This is a genomic window from Streptomyces sp. SID4985 (genome assembly GCF_009863025.1).
In the GTDB taxonomy this organism is placed as follows: Bacteria; Actinomycetota; Actinomycetes; order Streptomycetales; family Streptomycetaceae; genus Streptomyces.
Genome location: NZ_WWIR01000625.1, coordinates 1 through 15125, shown reverse-complemented (window position 1 = coordinate 15125; position 15125 = coordinate 1). Strand labels below are relative to the sequence as shown.

15 protein-coding genes and 1 riboswitch are annotated in these 15125 nt (G+C 73.5%); of the genes, 6 read left to right on the top strand and 9 right to left on the bottom strand.

Annotated elements, in window-relative coordinates:
* The 4 genes from GTW40_RS26600 to thiO form a co-directional block, all read right to left on the bottom strand.
* A partial coding sequence (locus GTW40_RS26600) for a protein kinase (protein WP_161182701.1) occupies positions 1–785 on the bottom strand: 785 nt, incomplete at its 3' end.
* A gap of 86 nt (positions 786–871) precedes the next feature.
* Entirely contained in the window at positions 872–1669 is a 798-nt protein-coding gene (locus GTW40_RS26595) for a thiazole synthase (protein ID WP_161182700.1), read from the bottom strand.
* Between the two features lie 3 nt (positions 1670–1672).
* On the bottom strand, positions 1673–1873 hold the full coding sequence (gene thiS / locus GTW40_RS26590) for a sulfur carrier protein ThiS (RefSeq protein ID WP_161182699.1): 201 nt from the start codon (positions 1871–1873) through the stop codon (positions 1673–1675).
* Positions 1870–3087 carry a glycine oxidase ThiO gene (gene thiO / locus GTW40_RS26585; protein ID WP_161182698.1) on the bottom strand — a complete coding sequence of 406 codons (1218 nt, stop codon included), beginning with the start codon at positions 3085–3087 and terminating at the stop codon, positions 1870–1872. The genes thiS and thiO overlap by 4 nt, the downstream gene beginning before the upstream one ends.
* A gap of 9 nt (positions 3088–3096) precedes the next feature.
* Positions 3097–3208, bottom strand: a riboswitch (TPP riboswitch).
* A gap of 102 nt (positions 3209–3310) precedes the next feature.
* On the opposite strand from thiO, the gene GTW40_RS26580 reads away from it, so the two are divergent.
* From GTW40_RS26580 to GTW40_RS26560, 5 genes are all read left to right on the top strand, one after another.
* Positions 3311–4543, top strand: a complete 1233-nt coding sequence (locus tag GTW40_RS26580; protein ID WP_161182697.1) for an FAD-dependent oxidoreductase — start codon at positions 3311–3313, stop codon at positions 4541–4543.
* A gap of 109 nt (positions 4544–4652) precedes the next feature.
* Positions 4653–5018: an Rv2175c family DNA-binding protein gene (locus tag GTW40_RS26575; RefSeq protein WP_161182696.1), complete on the top strand. Its 366-nt coding sequence runs from the start codon at positions 4653–4655 to the stop codon at positions 5016–5018.
* A gap of 109 nt (positions 5019–5127) precedes the next feature.
* The gene (gene thiE / locus GTW40_RS26570; protein WP_161182695.1) at positions 5128–5775 is read left to right on the top strand and encodes a thiamine phosphate synthase; all 648 of its coding nucleotides are present in this window, start codon (positions 5128–5130) and stop codon (positions 5773–5775) included.
* A 112-nt stretch (positions 5776–5887) separates the two neighbouring features.
* Entirely contained in the window at positions 5888–6811 is a 924-nt protein-coding gene (gene metF / locus GTW40_RS26565; RefSeq protein WP_161182694.1) for a methylenetetrahydrofolate reductase [NAD(P)H], read from the top strand.
* Between the two features lie 56 nt (positions 6812–6867).
* On the top strand, positions 6868–7830 hold the full coding sequence (locus GTW40_RS26560) for a hypothetical protein (RefSeq protein ID WP_161182693.1): 963 nt from the start codon (positions 6868–6870) through the stop codon (positions 7828–7830).
* 13 nt (positions 7831–7843) lie between these two features.
* On the opposite strand, the gene GTW40_RS26555 is transcribed toward GTW40_RS26560, so the two are convergent.
* The 5 genes from GTW40_RS26555 to GTW40_RS26535 form a co-directional block, all read right to left on the bottom strand.
* Positions 7844–9331 carry an NAD(P)/FAD-dependent oxidoreductase gene (locus tag GTW40_RS26555; RefSeq protein WP_202486458.1) on the bottom strand — a complete coding sequence of 496 codons (1488 nt, stop codon included), beginning with the start codon at positions 9329–9331 and terminating at the stop codon, positions 7844–7846.
* Positions 9332–9382: 51 nt separating this feature from the next.
* Positions 9383–9994, bottom strand: coding sequence for a DUF4126 domain-containing protein (locus GTW40_RS26550; RefSeq protein WP_161182692.1), 612 nt, complete (start codon positions 9992–9994; stop codon positions 9383–9385).
* Between the two features lie 344 nt (positions 9995–10338).
* Positions 10339–10968: a TetR/AcrR family transcriptional regulator gene (locus GTW40_RS26545; RefSeq protein ID WP_161182691.1), complete on the bottom strand. Its 630-nt coding sequence runs from the start codon at positions 10966–10968 to the stop codon at positions 10339–10341.
* Positions 10969–11024: 56 nt separating this feature from the next.
* The gene (locus tag GTW40_RS26540; RefSeq protein WP_161182690.1) at positions 11025–13109 is read right to left on the bottom strand and encodes a YhgE/Pip domain-containing protein; all 2085 of its coding nucleotides are present in this window, start codon (positions 13107–13109) and stop codon (positions 11025–11027) included.
* Positions 13081–13854: an ATP-binding cassette domain-containing protein gene (locus tag GTW40_RS26535; RefSeq protein WP_161182689.1), complete on the bottom strand. Its 774-nt coding sequence runs from the start codon at positions 13852–13854 to the stop codon at positions 13081–13083. The genes GTW40_RS26540 and GTW40_RS26535 overlap by 29 nt, the downstream gene beginning before the upstream one ends.
* Before the next feature lie 191 nt (positions 13855–14045).
* On the opposite strand from GTW40_RS26535, the gene GTW40_RS26530 reads away from it, so the two are divergent.
* Positions 14046–14858, top strand: a complete 813-nt coding sequence (locus tag GTW40_RS26530) for a class I SAM-dependent methyltransferase (protein WP_161182702.1) — start codon at positions 14046–14048, stop codon at positions 14856–14858.
* Positions 14859–15125: the final 267 nt, after the last annotated feature.

Below are 15125 nucleotides of genomic sequence, written 5' to 3'. Positions count from 1 at the left end.
CGCCCGGCGGGCGTGCGCGCGGTCGCGACGGCCACCAGCGCGTCCAGCTCGGGCGCGAGCCCGGGGACCAGCGCCGAGGGCGGGGGCACGTCCTCGTGCAGGTGCTGGTAGATCACCTGGGCGGGGGAGTCGCCGGAGTGCGGCTTGGTGCCGGTCAGCATCTCGTAGAGCACGACACCGCACGCGTACACGTCCACGCGCGGATCGGCGGCGCCCCGCTCGATCTGCTCCGGGGCCAGGTAGGAAACGGTGCCGAGCACGGCGCCGGTCGTGCTGGTCACGGTGTCCACCGAGCGCACCAGTCCGAAGTCGGCGACCTTGACCCGGCCGTCGTCCCCTATCAGCACGTTCTCGGGCTTCATGTCCCGGTGCACGAAACCGGCCCGGTGCGCGGCGCCGAGCGCGGCGAGCACCGGCTCCAGGATGTCCAGGGCGGCCCGCGGCCGCAGCGCCCCGCGCTCGCGCAGCACATCCCGCAGGGTGCACCCGGCGACGTACTCCATCGCCAGATAGACGTACGACCGGTCGGTGCCCTGGTCGAAGACCTGCACCACGTTGGGGTGGGAGAGCCGGGCGACCGACTTGGCCTCCCGGATGAAGCGCTCCACGAACGCCCCGTCGGCGGCCAGCGCCGGGTGCATCACCTTGACGGCGAGCACCCGGTCCAGGCGCATGTCCAGGGCCCGGTAGACCGTGGCCATCCCGCCGACGGCGATCCGCGCCTCGACGCGATAGCGGCCGTCGAGCACCTGCCCGACAAGGGGGTCCTGAAGCGTTGCATCCACGCGAAGGAGTCTACGAGGGACGACCGGCACTCCCCTCCTGAGAGAGGCCACCGGGGCGGGATTGCGGCAGAGCTGTGACGAGGCACTCAGCCGAACGCGGGGCGCTCGGGGTCCAGGTGCGCGCGCCCCTCCACCGGCGAGGACGCCTCGGCGAAGTGCCTGCGCGGGATGCGTCCCGCCCGCCGCGCGAGCCGTCCGGCCAGCACCGCGTGCCGCATCGCGGCGGCCATGGTCTCCGGTTCCTGCGCCCGGGTGACGGCCGAGGCCAGCATCACCCCCGCGCACCCCAGCTCCATCGCCAGCGCCACGTCCGAGGCCGTACCCGCCCCCGCGTCCAGGATCACCGGCACGCGCGCGTGTTCCACGATCAGCTGGAAGTTGTGCGGGTTGCGGATGCCGAGCCCGGAGCCGATCGGCGAGCCCAGCGGCATGACGGCCGCGCAGCCCACGTCCTCCAGCTTCCGGGCGAGCACCGGGTCGTCGTTGGTGTACGGCAGCACGGTGAAGCCGTCGTCCACCAGCGTCTCGGCCGCCTCCAGGGTCTCCACCGGGTCCGGCAGCAGGGTCCGCTCGTCGGCGATGACCTCCAGCTTCACCAGATCGGTGCCGAGCGCCTCGCGGGCGAGGCGGGCGGTGAGCACGGCCTCTCCGGCGGTGTAGCAGCCCGCCGTGTTCGGCAGCACGCGTACGTTCAGCTTCTCCAGGACGGAGAGGACCGAGCCGTGGGTGCCCGGGTCGACGCGGCGCATCGCGACCGTGGTCAGCTCGGTGCCGGAGGCGGTCAGGGCGCGCTCCAGGACGTCCAGGCTGGGGGCCCCGCCGGTGCCCATGATCAGCCGGGAGTTCAGGGTCAGGCCGCCGATGACCAGGGGATCGTCGCTCATCGTTCAGCCTCCCTGCACGGCGGTCAGCACCTCGACCCGGTCGCCCTCGGTCAGGCCGGTCTCGGCCCAGCGGGTGCGCGGGACGACGGTCTCGTTGAGGGCGGCGGCCACTCCGGAAGGGGCCGGGGTCAGGGTCCGCACCAGGACGTCGAGCGCGGTGCCGGGGGCCACCTCGCGGGGCTCCCCGTTGACGGAGATGTTCATGCGGAGTGCTCCAGGGTCGGGGAGTCAGCGGTGACGGCGGAGGCGAACCGGGCCGGGGTGAACGGGCGCGCGGCCTCCGGCGGTTCGGCCCCGGTCAGCAGGTCCGCCATGACGTCACCGGTGACGGGCGTGAGCAGCACGCCGTTGCGGTGGTGGCCGGTGGCCAGCAGCAGCCCCTCCAGGCCGGAGGGTCCGAGCAGCGGGGCGTTGTCGGGGGAGCCGGGGCGCAGTCCGGCGCCGGTCTCGGTCAGCGGCAGCTCGGTGATCCCGGGCACCAGCTCATGGGCGTCGCGCAGCAGCTCGTACACCCCGCCCGCCGTGACCGTGGTGTCCCAGCCCTGCTCCTCGGTGGTGGCGCCGACGACCAGCTCGCCGTTCTCGCGGGGCACCAGGTAGACATGGCCGCCGCGTACGACGGCCCGCACGGTGCGGCTCAGGAACGGCGCGTACCGGGGCGGCACGGTCAGCCGCAGCACCTGGCCCTTGACCGGACGCACCGGCGGCAGCACCTCCTCGGGGACACCGGTGAGCCGTCCGCTCGTACTGCCACCCGCGAGGACCACCCGGGGGGTGCGCAGTACGGTGCCGTCCTCACCGGTGACCCCGACGGCGCGCCCACCGGCCGTGTCGAGCCGCGCGGCCCAGGTCCGGTGGAACAGCACCCCGGCCCGCTCGCAGGCCAGCACGAGGGCCGTGGCGAGCCGTCTCGGGTCGATCTGGTGGTCCCCGTCCACGCGGAGTCCGCCGCGCACGCCCGGCGCCAGCATCGGCTCCAGGCGGCGGCACTCGCGCCCGGTCAGCCACTCCGACTCCAGGCCCGAGCGGAGCTGGAGGGCGTGCAGTTCGCGCAGGTGGGCGCGGTCGTCGGCGTCCAGCGCGACCGCGAGGGTGCCGCAGCGGCGGTAGCCGAGACCGAGCCCGGTCGCCTCCGTCAGCTCGGCGGCGAAGTCCGGGTAGCGGCGGGCCGACTCCAGGTTGAGGGCGAGCAGCGCCTCCTCGCCGTAGTGCAGCTCCGTGACGGCGGCGAGCATCCCCGCCGCGACCCGTGCGGCCCCGCCGCCGGGCTCGGGGTCCACCACCGTGACGGCGAGCCCGCGCTGTGCGGCCCGCCACGCCGTGACCAGGCCGATGATCCCGCCGCCGACCACGAGCACGTCGCTCGCGGCCGCTCCGCCGGGGTTCCCGTGGACGTGCGGACCGGATTTCTCGGACATACGTGCGTGCATGGGCGTCCAGCCCCTCCCTTCGCCGGCATGACCCGGATCAGGTTCGTACGGTCGGAGGCCGCCAGCCTCCCTCTCAGCCCGGTGCGTCCGGGCTCCCGCGAGTGCTTTCTACGGTGGCCACCCTAGTCCTCGGCGCATGTCACCGGTATGTCGGCCTCCGGGCGCGGGTTGAGGAGGCGTCAGTGATCGCGCGGCCGTCTATGGTGGCCGGGTGAGCGAGCAGACAGCGCGGGAGAGCGCGGCGGACGGGCGGCGCGTGGTCGTCGTCGGGGCGGGCATGGCCGGGGTGCAGACCGCGGTCGCCCTGCGCGAGCAGGGCTTCGCCGGGACCATCACCCTGATCGGCGCCGAGCCGCATAAGCCGTACGACCGGCCGCCGCTGTCCAAGGGCCTGCTTCTCGGCAAGGCCGAGGACTCCGCCTTCGACGTGGACTTCGCCTCGCTCGGCATCGACCTCAGGCTCGGTGTCGAGGCGCTCGGCGTGCGCCCCGCCGACCACGAGCTGGACACCGTCGCGGGCCCCGTCCCGTACGACGCGCTGGTCCTCGCCACCGGCGCCGAACCGGTCCGGCTGCCCGGCACCGACGATGCGCCCGACGTGCATCTGCTGCGCACCCTGGACGACGCCGAACGGCTGCGCCCGGTCCTCGCCGGACAGCACGAGATCGTGGTGGTGGGCGCGGGCTGGATCGGCGCCGAGTTCGCCACCGCCGCCCGTGAGGCGGGCTGCGCGGTCACCGTCGTGGAGGCCGCCGACCGCCCGCTCGCCGAGGCGCTCCCCGAGGAGGCCGCCGCCCCGATGGCCGGCTGGTACGAATCGGCGGGCGTCGAACTGCGCACCGGCGCGCGCGTGGAGCGCGTCGAGCCTGGCGCGGTGGTGCTCTCCGACGGCTCGCGGCTGCCCGCCGGTGCCGTCGTGGTCGGCATCGGCGCCCGACCCGCCACCGCGTGGCTGGCCGGTTCGGACATCGCCCTGGGCACATACGGCGAGGTCCTGGCCGACGACCGGCTGCGCACCTCGGCCGAGGACGTGTACGCGGTCGGCGACTGCGTCTCGTTCCCCTCGGCCCGCTACGGCGAGCGGCTGCTCGTCCACCACTGGGACAACGCCCTCCAGGGCCCCCGCACGGTCGCCGCCGACATCCTGGAGGCCGGGACGGCGCCCTACGACCCGGTGCCGTACTTCTGGTCGGAGCAGTTCGGCCGGTTCGTGCAGTACGCGGGCCACCACGCGGCCGCCGACCGCACGGTCTGGCGCGGTGCGCCGGAGGACGCGGCCTGGACCCTGTGCTGGCTGCGCGAGAACCGGCTGATCGCCCTGCTGGCCGTCGGCCGGCCGCGCGATCTCGCCCAGGGGCGACGGCTGATCGAGTCGGGGCGCACGCTCGACGCGGGCGTCCTGGCGGACCCGGCGCGGCCGCTGAAGGAGGCGGTGGCGGGCTAGTTCCGGCCCGGGGAGGCGGTGGTCGGGGCGGCCCCGGCCGGGCTTTGGGGCGACCCGGGCGGACCGTCCTGGTTTCCTCCCGTCGGCAGAGGATGGCAGGCTTGGTCCTGTGACCGAGATTGAAGCGAAGATCGATGCTCTCGTCCCCGCCTGGCTCACCCTCCCCGACATCGCCGAACAGCTCGGCGTCGAGGTGACGCGTGTGCGGCAGCTGGTCAAGGAAGGCCAGATCATCGCCGTACGCCGTGGTGAGAACCGGGCGCTGCACGTCCCCGCCGCCTTCATCGACGGGGACAAGGTCGTCAAGGGCCTGACCGGCACCTTGACGCTCCTGCGGGACGACGGCTTCACGGTCGAAGAAATGATCGAATGGCTGTTCACCCCCGACCCCTCCCTGCCGGGCACCCCCGCCCAGGCCCTGAGCGAGAACCGCGGCACGGAGGTGAAGCGCCGGGCCCAGGCGCTCGCCGTCTGACCCACCGCACCGCCGGACGGCGTACCGGCTGACCGCCCGTACGCCGTCCGCACCCGCGCGCCCGTAACCCGCGGGCCCGCATCACTGATCGACTCCGGGGGACCACCAGATGTCCGACACCGCCCGCACCCGCCTCGCCGACGCCCGGATCTACCTCTGCACGGACGCCCGTACCCGGCAGGGCGACCTCGTCGAGTTCCTGGACGCGGTCCTCGCGGGCGGGGTCGACGTCGTGCAGCTGCGCGACAAGGGCATGGAGGCCGCCGAGGAGCTGGCGCACCTGGAGGTCTTCGCCGACGCCTGCGCCCGGCACGGCAAGCTGCTCGCGGTCAACGACCGCGCCGACGTGGCCCACGCGGCCCGCGCCGACGTGCTCCACCTCGGCCAGGGCGACCTGCCGGTGACGGCCGCGCGCGCGATCCTCGGCGAGAACGTGCTGATCGGCCGCTCCACTCACAGCGAGGCCGAGGCCGCCGCGGCCGCCGTCGAGGAGGGCGTCGACTACTTCTGCACCGGCCCCTGCTGGCCCACCCCCACCAAGCCGGGCCGCCCCGCGCCCGGTCTGGACCTCGTCCGGTACACCGCCGGGCTCGGCACCGACCGCCCCTGGTTCGCCATCGGCGGTATCGACCTCGGCAACCTCGACCAGGTGCTGGACGCGGGTGCCCGCCGGGCCGTCGTGGTCCGCGCGCTCACCGAGGCGGACGACCCCGGCGCGGCCGCCGCCGAGTTCGCCAAGCGGCTGCGCGAGGTCTGACAACCGCCCGGATCCCGCCGTTCGTGTCCAAGGGATGGACAAGCGTCCGGCAATTCGGCCATATCGCCGGTTCCCGGTTGGGGGACCGGCGCCCCCTGGCTAACCTGCGGGTATGGCCCTCGGAACCGCATCCACCAGGACTGATCGCGCCCGGACCGTCCGGGACATCCTCGCCACCGGCAAGACGGCGTACTCCTTCGAGTTCTACGCGCCGAAAACCCCCAAGGGCGAGCGGAACCTGTGGGACGCGCTGCGCCGGGTCGAGGCCGTCGCCCCCGACTTCGTCTCCGTCACCTACGGCGCGGGCGGCTCGACCCGGGCCACCACGGTCAAGGAGACCCAGCAGATCGTCGTGGACACGACGCTCACCCCGGTAGCCCATCTCACCGCCGTGGACCACTCGGTGGCCGAACTGCGCAACATCATCGGCCAGTACGCCGACGCGGGCATCCGCAACATGCTCGCCGTGCGCGGCGACCCGCCCGGCGACCCCATGGGCGACTGGGTCGCGCATCCCCGGGGACTGACCTACGCCGCCGAACTCGTCCAGCTCATCAAGGAGTCGGGCGACTTCTGCGTCGGCGTCGCGGCCTTCCCCGAGATGCACCCGCGCTCCACCGACTGGGACACCGACGTGTCCCACTTCGTGGACAAGTGCCGCGCGGGCGCCGACTACGCGATCACCCAGATGTTCTTCCAGCCCGAGTCGTATCTCCGGCTGCGCGACCGGGTCGCGGCGGCGGGTTGCGAGACCCCCGTGATCCCCGAGATCCTGCCGGTCACGAGCGTGCGGATGCTGGAGCGGCTGCCGAAGCTCAGCAACGCCGTCTTCCCGTCCGAGCTGAAAGAGAGGATCCTCGCGGCGAAGGACGACCCGGCGGCTGTACGCTCCCTTGGCATCGACTTCGCCACGGAGTTCTGCGCGCGGCTGCTCGCAGAAGGAGTGCCCGGACTGCACTTCATCACGCTCAACAACTCCACGGCGACACTGGAAATCTACGAGAACCTGGGCCTGCATCACCCCCCGCGGGCCTAGACCGGCCGCACCGCCGTAAGACACACTGCGTAACGGTCACTGGGAGAGGGGCGTACATGGGCTGGACGGTCCTCTACATCGCGTTCGGCATCGTCGCGCTGTGGTTGCTCGGCGAAGTGCTGCTGCAGTACAAGGCGCGGCTGCGCTGGCGGTTGCTCGCGTTCACCGGATTCCTCGGCGTCGTGGTCGGCGTACTGCTGCCGTCCGTGATCGTCATCGGCATAGGCGCGATCGCCTTCGCGGTCGGCCAGACCTACGTCACGCTCTCCTTCCGCAAGGGCTTCGCGGCGGGCTGGGCGGTCAAGCGCCCCGACGACGGCGAGGAGACGCCTGTCAAGCGCCGCCGCGGCGGCCGGGGCGAGCTCCAGGACCCGGTGTTCGGCGCCGGTGACACCGACGGCGACACCGAGGCTCCCTACGAGCCGCCCGCCTACGCCCGGGAGAGCGCCGACTTCGAGGACGACGCCTACGACCGGGACGACGTGTTCACCCCGGTCCGCGCGCCCGAGCCCGGCGCCGCCGAGGCGACCACCGTCTACGAGCCCCAGCCGATGCCCGACGACACCGGCTCCTACGGCGTCTACGGCGACCAGACCCCGGCCGCCGCCCAGCAGCAGCCCCAGCCCACCGCCGAACAGGCGTACGCCTACGACTACTCGGGCTACGACCAGACCCAGCAGCAGGCCTACGGCTACGACGCCACCACCGGCGCCCAGGGCTACGGCACCTACCAGGACCCGTACGCCGCCGCCCAGACCCAGGACTACAGCGGCTACGACGCCTCCGGCTACGGCCAGCAGCAGTACGCCCAGCAGACGCAGCAGACCTACGGCCAGGACCCCGCCTACGGCACCGGCGGTTACGGCGACGCCAACACCCCGGCGGGCGGGGTCTGGGTGCCGCAGCAGCGCACCGACGAGGCGTACGGCGGCGAGGTCCCGCAGGAGCAGCAGCAGTACTACCAGGGGCAGGCGCAGCAGCAGCCGAACACCGGGTACGACGAGCAGTACCGCTACTGAGCGCGTCCGCGGCTCACGTCGAGCCGCGGAACTCCGGCCCCTCCACGACGAGTCCGGCCACCAGCGCGCCCGACATGCCCGCGTGCGGCAGTCCGCCGCCGGGGTGGGCCCAGCCGCCGACCCGGTAAAGACCGGGCAGCCGCGTGGAGTTGGCGGGGTGCAGGAAGCGGCCGTCGCCCGCGGCGAGCGAGGGCGCGGGTACGGCACCGGCCTGATCCGGGGTCAACACCTCGTGCCAGAGCAGACGTTCGCGCAGGTCCGGTATCGCCGCGCTCGCGGCGTCGAGCATCAACTCCGTTGCGCGGGCGACCTTCTCGGGCTCCTCCCAGCCCGCGTCCACCGGGACGGTCGCGCAGAGCACGGCCGACTCGTGGGCGTCGTCGGGCCGGAGCGCGGGGTCGCCGGGACGGTGGACGGTCACCGTCGGTCGCGGCTGGGCATCGCCGCCCGGGGCGGTCAGGAAGTCCAACTCGGCCTGGCTGTCCGGGGCGTGCACCACCGTGCGGTGCGGGGCGCCCTCCTCCCGGGCGCCGCGCAGGGCGAGGAGCACCGTGAACCGGGCGGCACCGGAGGGGGCGAGCCCGGCCGGGACATCGCCCTCGCCGTCCAGCGGACGGTCCGTCAGCGAGCCGAGCAGTACCGGGTCCACGCCCGCCACGACATGGTCGGCCTCGACCGCGGAACCGTCGGCCAGCTCCACGCCCGCCGCCCGGCCGTCCTTCTCCACGACCCGCGTCACCTCGGCGCCGAAGACGAACTCCACCCGGCGCCGCACACACCGCTCGTACACCGCGCGGGCCAGCTCGCGCATCCCGCCGCGGACGTACCAGGTGCCGAAGGCGTGCTCCATGTAGGGCAGCACGGCCGCGCTCGCCGGGGCGGTGCGCGGGTCGAGGCCGTACGCGAGGGCGTGACTCGCCAGCAGCCCGGCCAGGCGTTCGTCGCGCAGCTCCCAGGCGCCGACCTCGGCGAGCGTCGAGGCCCGGCGGGTGCGCAGCAGCTTCTTGTGCGGCACCGACGGGTACGGCTCACGCTCCGCCAGCACCTGCCAGTTGGGCCACAGGGGTTCTTCGAGGAGCGGGCGGCGGGTGCGGTCCCAGGCCTCGCGGGCCCGCACCAGGAAGTCGCCCCAGCGCTGCCCGGCCCCGGCGCCCAGGGTCGCGTCCAGGGCCGCGACGACTCCCGCGCGCGAGGCGTTGGGCAGGTCGACACGGGTGCCGTCCGCGAAGACGTGCCGGGCGGCCGGGTCCACCTGGACCAGCTCGACCAGGTCCTCCAGCGGCTCCTTGCCGGTCTTCAGGAACAGATCGCGGTAGACGGCGGGCAGCGGCAGCAGCCCCGGGCCGGTGTCGAAGGCGAAGCCGTCCCGCTCGAAACGGCGCACCGCGCCGCCGTACGTCTCGTCCCGCTCGTACACCGTCACCCGGTGGCCCGCGACGGCCAGCCGGGCGGCGCACGCCATCGCGCCCATCCCGGCGCCGATCACCGCAATCCGTGCCATGACCGCGACTTTACCGACCCCACCGACAGCCCGGTCGGAGAGGGCCCTGACCTAGGGCGGTCCCTGTATCCGCGAGGCCATACGGCGTTCCTCGAGCCGCTGGGCCCGGCGGCGCAGGAAGCGGCGGATGCGGGAGATCAGGAAGACCAGCACGACCAGGCCGGAGACCAGCAGCACCGCGCAGATGATCGCCGCCGCCTCGGGGTGGAACATCGCGAACGAGACGATCCCGCCCACCCCGAGATCCTCGGCGAGGCTCAGCACGATGTTGCTGACCGGCTCGGGCGAGGTGTTGACCGCCATCCGCGTCCCGGCCTTCACGGCATGGCTGGCCAGCGCAGTCGAACCGCCGACCAGTCCGGCGGCCACGTCGGAGAGTGAACCGCTGTGCCCGGCGAGGAGCGCCCCGACCCAGGCACCCGCGAGCGGCCGGATCACCGTGTGCGCCGAGTCCCACACCGAGTCCACGTACGGGATCTTGTCGGCGACCGTCTCCAGCAGGAAGAGCACACCGGCCGCGATCAGCACCTCGGGGCGCTGGAGGGTCTGCGGGACGTCGTCGCTCACCCCGGTCAGGCCGAACAGGCCGAGGAGCAGTACCACCGCGTAGGCGTTGACACCGCTGGCCCAGCCGCTGGTGAAGACCAGGGGGAGTACGGACACGGAGGCGATCGTAACCAGCGCGCGGCCGCGGGGGGCGGGTTCGCGTGCGGACGGCTGAGTATCCGTACTCAGGCGGCGAGATGAGTAGCCGCGCGGATGGGCCGGAGGGCGGCCGCGCGGGAGAGTGGAGGCACGGCAAGGGGGCGCGGCCCGGCACCGCCGACACGGGGCGGCGGAACGGTGCCCGCCCGCCTGCCGCTCCTTCCGCCGACCAGTCGGCGGAAGCGAGACACGGGGGCCCGTGGACCGACCGCCACGGGGACCGGGAAGGGCCGTACGGGGGGTACGGGGGAAACAGGAGGGCGCCGGTCCGTCATCGCGACGGACCGGCGCCCTCCGGCCGTTCAGCGGTTGCCGCTCACCCGGCCCTGGAGCAGCCGGGACAGCGCCGCGTGCACGTCGTCCAGCGAGCGCTCCGGCTGGAACGCCTGCCAGTCCAGCGCGGCCACCAGCACCATGCCGACCAGCGCGGCCGCCGTGAGCTGGATGTCGATCTCCGGGCTGAACTCGCCCGCCGCGACGCCCTCCCGCAGCACGTTCTCCACCACGGCGACAGCCTCCTGGCGCACCACCATGAGCGTGGACTGCCAGGCGCGGTTGGTGCGCCACAGCTCGGCCACGTAGAGCTGGGTGAAGGCCGGGTAGCGGTCGATGAACTCCAGGCCCGCCCGGATCATCGCGTCGAGCGCGTCCACCCCGGTGCCGCCCTCGGCCGCCGCCTGCTCGGCCGCCTCCCGCAGCGAGGCGGTCAGCAGCCCCACGCCGTGCCGCAGCAGCTCCTCGAAGAGGACCGACTTGCTCGCGAAGTTGTAGTAGACCGTGCCCTTCGCGACCCCGGCCCGCTCCGCGATCTCGTCGACCGTGGTCGCGGAGAAGCCCTGCTCGGCGATGAGCGTGACGGCCGCCTCGTAGAGCTTCTGCCGGGTGGCCTCGCGGCGCGTGCTGCCGCCGGACGTGGCGCTGGTGCTTTCCATGGACCCGATTCTCACAGGTGCGCGGGTGTGCCGGACCTCTCCGGGGAGCCCGCCGATCACAGGCTCAGCTCGGGATGCAGCCGGTCGAGCGTCCACACCTGGCGGCGCCGGGCCGCGACCGCGGTGAGCGCGAGGGCCCCGGCGGTGAACGCGGCCAGTACCGCGCACGCCTGCCACACCGGTCCGAGCCCGCCGCCCGTGATCAGTCGGCGCAGCGCCGCGACCACGTAACTCATGGGCAGGAACGGGTGGATGGCGTTGAAGAAGCCCGGACTGGTCTGCACCGGGTAGGTGCCGCCCGCCGAGGTCAGCTGGAGCATCAGCAGCGCGAGGACGAGGATGCGGCCCGCCGCGCCGAAGCGGGCGTTCAGCCACTGCACGATCGCCGCGAAGCATGCCGTGACCAGGAACAGGAAGCCCACCGTCCCGGCCGGACGCGCCATCCGCAGCCCGATCCCCCAGTGCAGTACGGCCATGAGCGCCAGCACCTGGAGCACGCCCACCGCCACCACCGGCAGCCAGCCGGCCGGGGCGATCCGCCGGGCCGGGGCACCGGCGGCCAGCGCGCGGCGGCTGAGCGGCGGCAGCAGCATGTAGGCGACCATGGCGCCGACCCACAGGGACAGCGGGATGAAGTACGGCGCGAATCCGGTGCCGTAGTTGGGCGCCCGGTGCAGATCCCGCGAGGCCAGCCGTACCGGGTCGGCCATCACATCGGTGCGCTCGTCGCGGTCCCGCTTGTCGTAGTCGGGGATCTCGCGCGCCCCGGAGTGCAGTCCGCCCGCGAGTTTCCCGGAGCCGTCGGAGAGGCGGTACAGCCCGCCGTCCAGGGTGCGGGCGCCCGACTCGGCGGTGCCGATTCCCTTGTGCAGGGCGGCCGCGCCGGATTCGGCGGTGCCGAGGCCGGTGTGCAGCTTCCCGGCGCCCGCGGCGACCTTGGCCGCGCCGTCGTTCAGCTTGTTGATCCGGGCCACGGCGTCGGCCAGGTCCTCGTGCAGACGCGGGGCGCGCTCGGCGAGGGCTCGGGACTGCGTCTGAAGGGTCTTGAGGTTCTTCCGCATGGTCGTCAGGTCGCCGCCCTGGTCGGCGATCACGGTGTTGAGGTCGTCGGCCACCTTCGCCACGTCCTCGGCCGCCTGCTGGGCCTTCTTCAGATCCGGGCAGGCCGGGTCGGGCAGCGGGGCGGTCTCGCAGCGCGTGCGGTGGATCTCGGTCAGTACGGTGGCGGAGGCGTGGGCCGCCTTCGCCGCGCCCGGGGCGAGCCGTACCAGGGTGTCGAGGTTGTCGTCCACGGCGGCGGCCGAGTCCGCCACCAGGCGGGCGGTGTCCCCGATCGTCCGCTCGTTGTCCTTCAGGAACGGACCGGCCTTGGCGTAGACGCCGTTGACGTTGTCGGCCAGGGTCTGCGTGCCGTCCGCGACCTGCCGCGAGCCGTCGGCCAGGTCGGCCGAGCCCTGGGTGAGCTTGGTCAGGCCGGTGGACAGCTTGCCGCTGCCGCTGTTGGCGTCCTTGAGGCCGTCGGTGAGTTTCCTGGCGCCCTTCTCCGCCTTGCCCAGGCCCTGTTGGAGTGTGTCGGCGCCGTCGGCCGCGGTCACCGTCTTGTCGTGGATCGTGGAGAACGAGACGAAGATCTTGTCCAGGAAGGACCGGGACGCCTTGGTGGAGGCGGCCGAGCGGACCTCCGCGAAGACGGTCCGGGAGATCTGGCCGACGATGTAGTTGTTCGCGTCGTTCGTGCGCACCTGGAGCGCGCCCGTCTCCGGCGAGTCGCCCGAACTGGACGCGATCCGCGCGCTGAGGTCGGCGGGCATCGTCAGGGAGAGGTAGTAGGTGCCGTCCTCCACACCCTGGCGCGCCTCGGCGTCGCTCACCTCGTGCCACTCGAAGGTGTTGCTGTCGCGCAGCCCGCGCACGAGGTCGTCACCGGCGTCGAGATGCTTCCCGGCGACCGTCGTGCCCTTGTCGTCGTTCACGAGGGCCACGGGGACGCGGTCCAGGCGGCCGTACGGGTTCCAGAACGACCACAGGTAGAGGGCGCCGTAGAGGAGCGGCAGCAGGAGCAGCGCGACGAGGGCGGCGCGGGGGAGCCGCCCCCGCCCGAACCGCCTCAGCTCAAGCGCGGCGAGCCGGGGTGAGCGCATTGGTGTCCGCCTCCTTCTGGTCTTCGGGCTTGGGGTCGGAGTCGGCTTCGGGGCGGGAATCGGCCTCGGTGGAGACGACCACGCAGTCCTCGGGAGCCGTACGGCACACCGCGAGGACGGTCGTGCCCGCGCGCGTGAGGGAGCGCAGCAGGGTCCACACCTCGGCGCGCTCCTCCTCCGAAAGCCGCAACTCCGCGTCGTCCACCGCGAGCAGCCGGGGTCGGCCGACGAGGGCGAGGGCGACGGACAGCCGCAGCGCCTCAAGGCGTTCCAGGTCCCGTACGGGCGTACGCGAGCCCTTGGGCAGCGTGTCCGGGTCCAGCCCGGCGGCGGCCAGAGCGGCGTCGGCGCGCAGCCGCGCCTCGTGCACCCGGTCCGGGTGCGGGCGCAGGGCCTCGCGCAGGGACTCCCCGAACCGCCTTTGCAGCAGCGCCCGTTCACGCAGATGCTCGGCGACGGTGAGCGCGGGCTCCAGATCGGTGGCCCCGGCCATGTTGGCCACGGCGCTGATCCTCCGTACGGCCGCCATCCGCCGGGGCAGCGCGAGCCCGCCCACGGCCGCCGTCCCCGCGCTCGGCTTCATCCGCCCCGTGAGCGCGAGCAGCAGACTGGTCCGCCCGGAACCGGACGGCCCCGCGACCGCGATCAGCGAACCGGCCTCCGCGGTGAACCCGATCCCCCGGAAGGCCCACCCCCGTGGCCCCTTGACCCCGAACTCCTCGGCCGTGACGTCCACGCCGTCCACAGGCCCCCCAATGTTTTTGAACTGACTGGTCAGTTCAAAAGTATGCCGGACGACGGAACTGGGGGAAACAGCGGGGGTGTTCGGGCCGCGTGTACCCGGCTATGAACCCGGCTCTCCTCGCTGGACCCTGGGAATCGCGCGTCTAGGCTGGCGCGGTGACTGATGAGCAGGAGTGGGTGCGGCCGTCGGGAGTGTGGGCCACGGCGGTGGGGGTGGCCCGGGTGCGGGCGCTGGAGACCGAGCGGGAGAACGCGCTGTTCCGCGACCCGCTGGCACGGGCCTTCGCCGCGGCCGGCGGTCTGTGGCCCTCCTCGCCGCCGCCCGCCGACGAGGCCGCGCGACGCCGCCGCCTTGGTGTGGCGTTCTCCATCGTCATCAGGACGAAGTTCCTCGACGACCTGCTGCGGGAGGCCTCCGCGTCCGGGATCCGGCAGGTCGTGCTGCTCGGCGCCGGCATGGACAGCCGGGCCTTCCGGATGGACTGGCCCGAGGGCACCCGGCTGTTCGAGGTCGACACCGCCGTGCCCCTGGACTTCAAGTCCTCGGTGCTGTGCCAGGAGCGGGCCGTCGCGCGCTGCGAGCGGATCACCGTCCCGGTGGATCTGCGGGAGGACTGGCCGCGCGCGCTGGCCGCCGCGGGACACGATCCGGGGGCCCCGACGGTGTGGATCGCCGAAGGGCTGCTGATCTATCTGCCCGAGGACGCGGTGGAACTGCTGCTGGCCCGGATCGGCGCGCGATCGGCGCCGGGCAGCCGGATGGGGCTGACGCTGGGCTCGCGCGGCGTGATCGAGCGCTTCGGCGCGGACGCCGCGCCGGGATCGGCGGCGTCTCTGTGGGTCTCGGAGATGCCCGACGACCCGGTGGAGTGGCTGGCCGGACACGGCTGGGAGGCAAGCAGCCACACTCTGCGCGAGCGCGCCGCCGCCTACGGACGCCCCCTCGGCACCCAGCCGCAGGGCGAGGAGCGGCCCGGTGGGCTGATCTCGGCGGTCCGGCGGTAGGGCGGTAAGTCGGTAGTGCGGCGGCTGTCCGTCCCGCGAGGGGGCCGGTGACGTCCCGCGAGGGGCTGCGGCCGGCCCTCGTCGTATGCCCGGCATCGGTGCGAAAGCGCAGGTCGGGGCGGATTGTCAGTGGCAGGGCCCACGATGGGCACAGTCGGCATCCGTGCCGTCACCGACGACAGGAGGCTCGTCATGGCCGTCTCGTCCTCAGCCGCAGCCCGACGACCCGGCGCCACCGGCTCCGCCCCGGCACGGAGCGGCCCGGCG

Bases quoted from the DNA above. Each gene is read 5' to 3' on its own strand.
- thiO (WP_161182698.1), bottom strand. From the start codon at position 3,087: ATGTCCGAGAAATCCGGTCCGCACGTCCACGGGAACCCCGGCGGAGCG.
- GTW40_RS26555 (WP_202486458.1), bottom strand. From the start codon at position 9,331: ATGGCACGGATTGCGGTGATCGGCGCCGGGATGGGCGCGATGGCGTGC.
- GTW40_RS26560 (WP_161182693.1), top strand. From the start codon at position 6,868: ATGGGCTGGACGGTCCTCTACATCGCGTTCGGCATCGTCGCGCTGTGG.
- metF (WP_161182694.1), top strand. From the start codon at position 5,888: ATGGCCCTCGGAACCGCATCCACCAGGACTGATCGCGCCCGGACCGTC.
- thiE (WP_161182695.1), top strand. From the start codon at position 5,128: ATGTCCGACACCGCCCGCACCCGCCTCGCCGACGCCCGGATCTACCTC.
- GTW40_RS26540 (WP_161182690.1), bottom strand. From the start codon at position 13,109: ATGCGCTCACCCCGGCTCGCCGCGCTTGAGCTGAGGCGGTTCGGGCGG.
- thiS (WP_161182699.1), bottom strand. From the start codon at position 1,873: ATGAACATCTCCGTCAACGGGGAGCCCCGCGAGGTGGCCCCCGGCACC.
- GTW40_RS26595 (WP_161182700.1), bottom strand. From the start codon at position 1,669: ATGAGCGACGATCCCCTGGTCATCGGCGGCCTGACCCTGAACTCCCGG.
- GTW40_RS26545 (WP_161182691.1), bottom strand. From the start codon at position 10,968: ATGGAAAGCACCAGCGCCACGTCCGGCGGCAGCACGCGCCGCGAGGCC.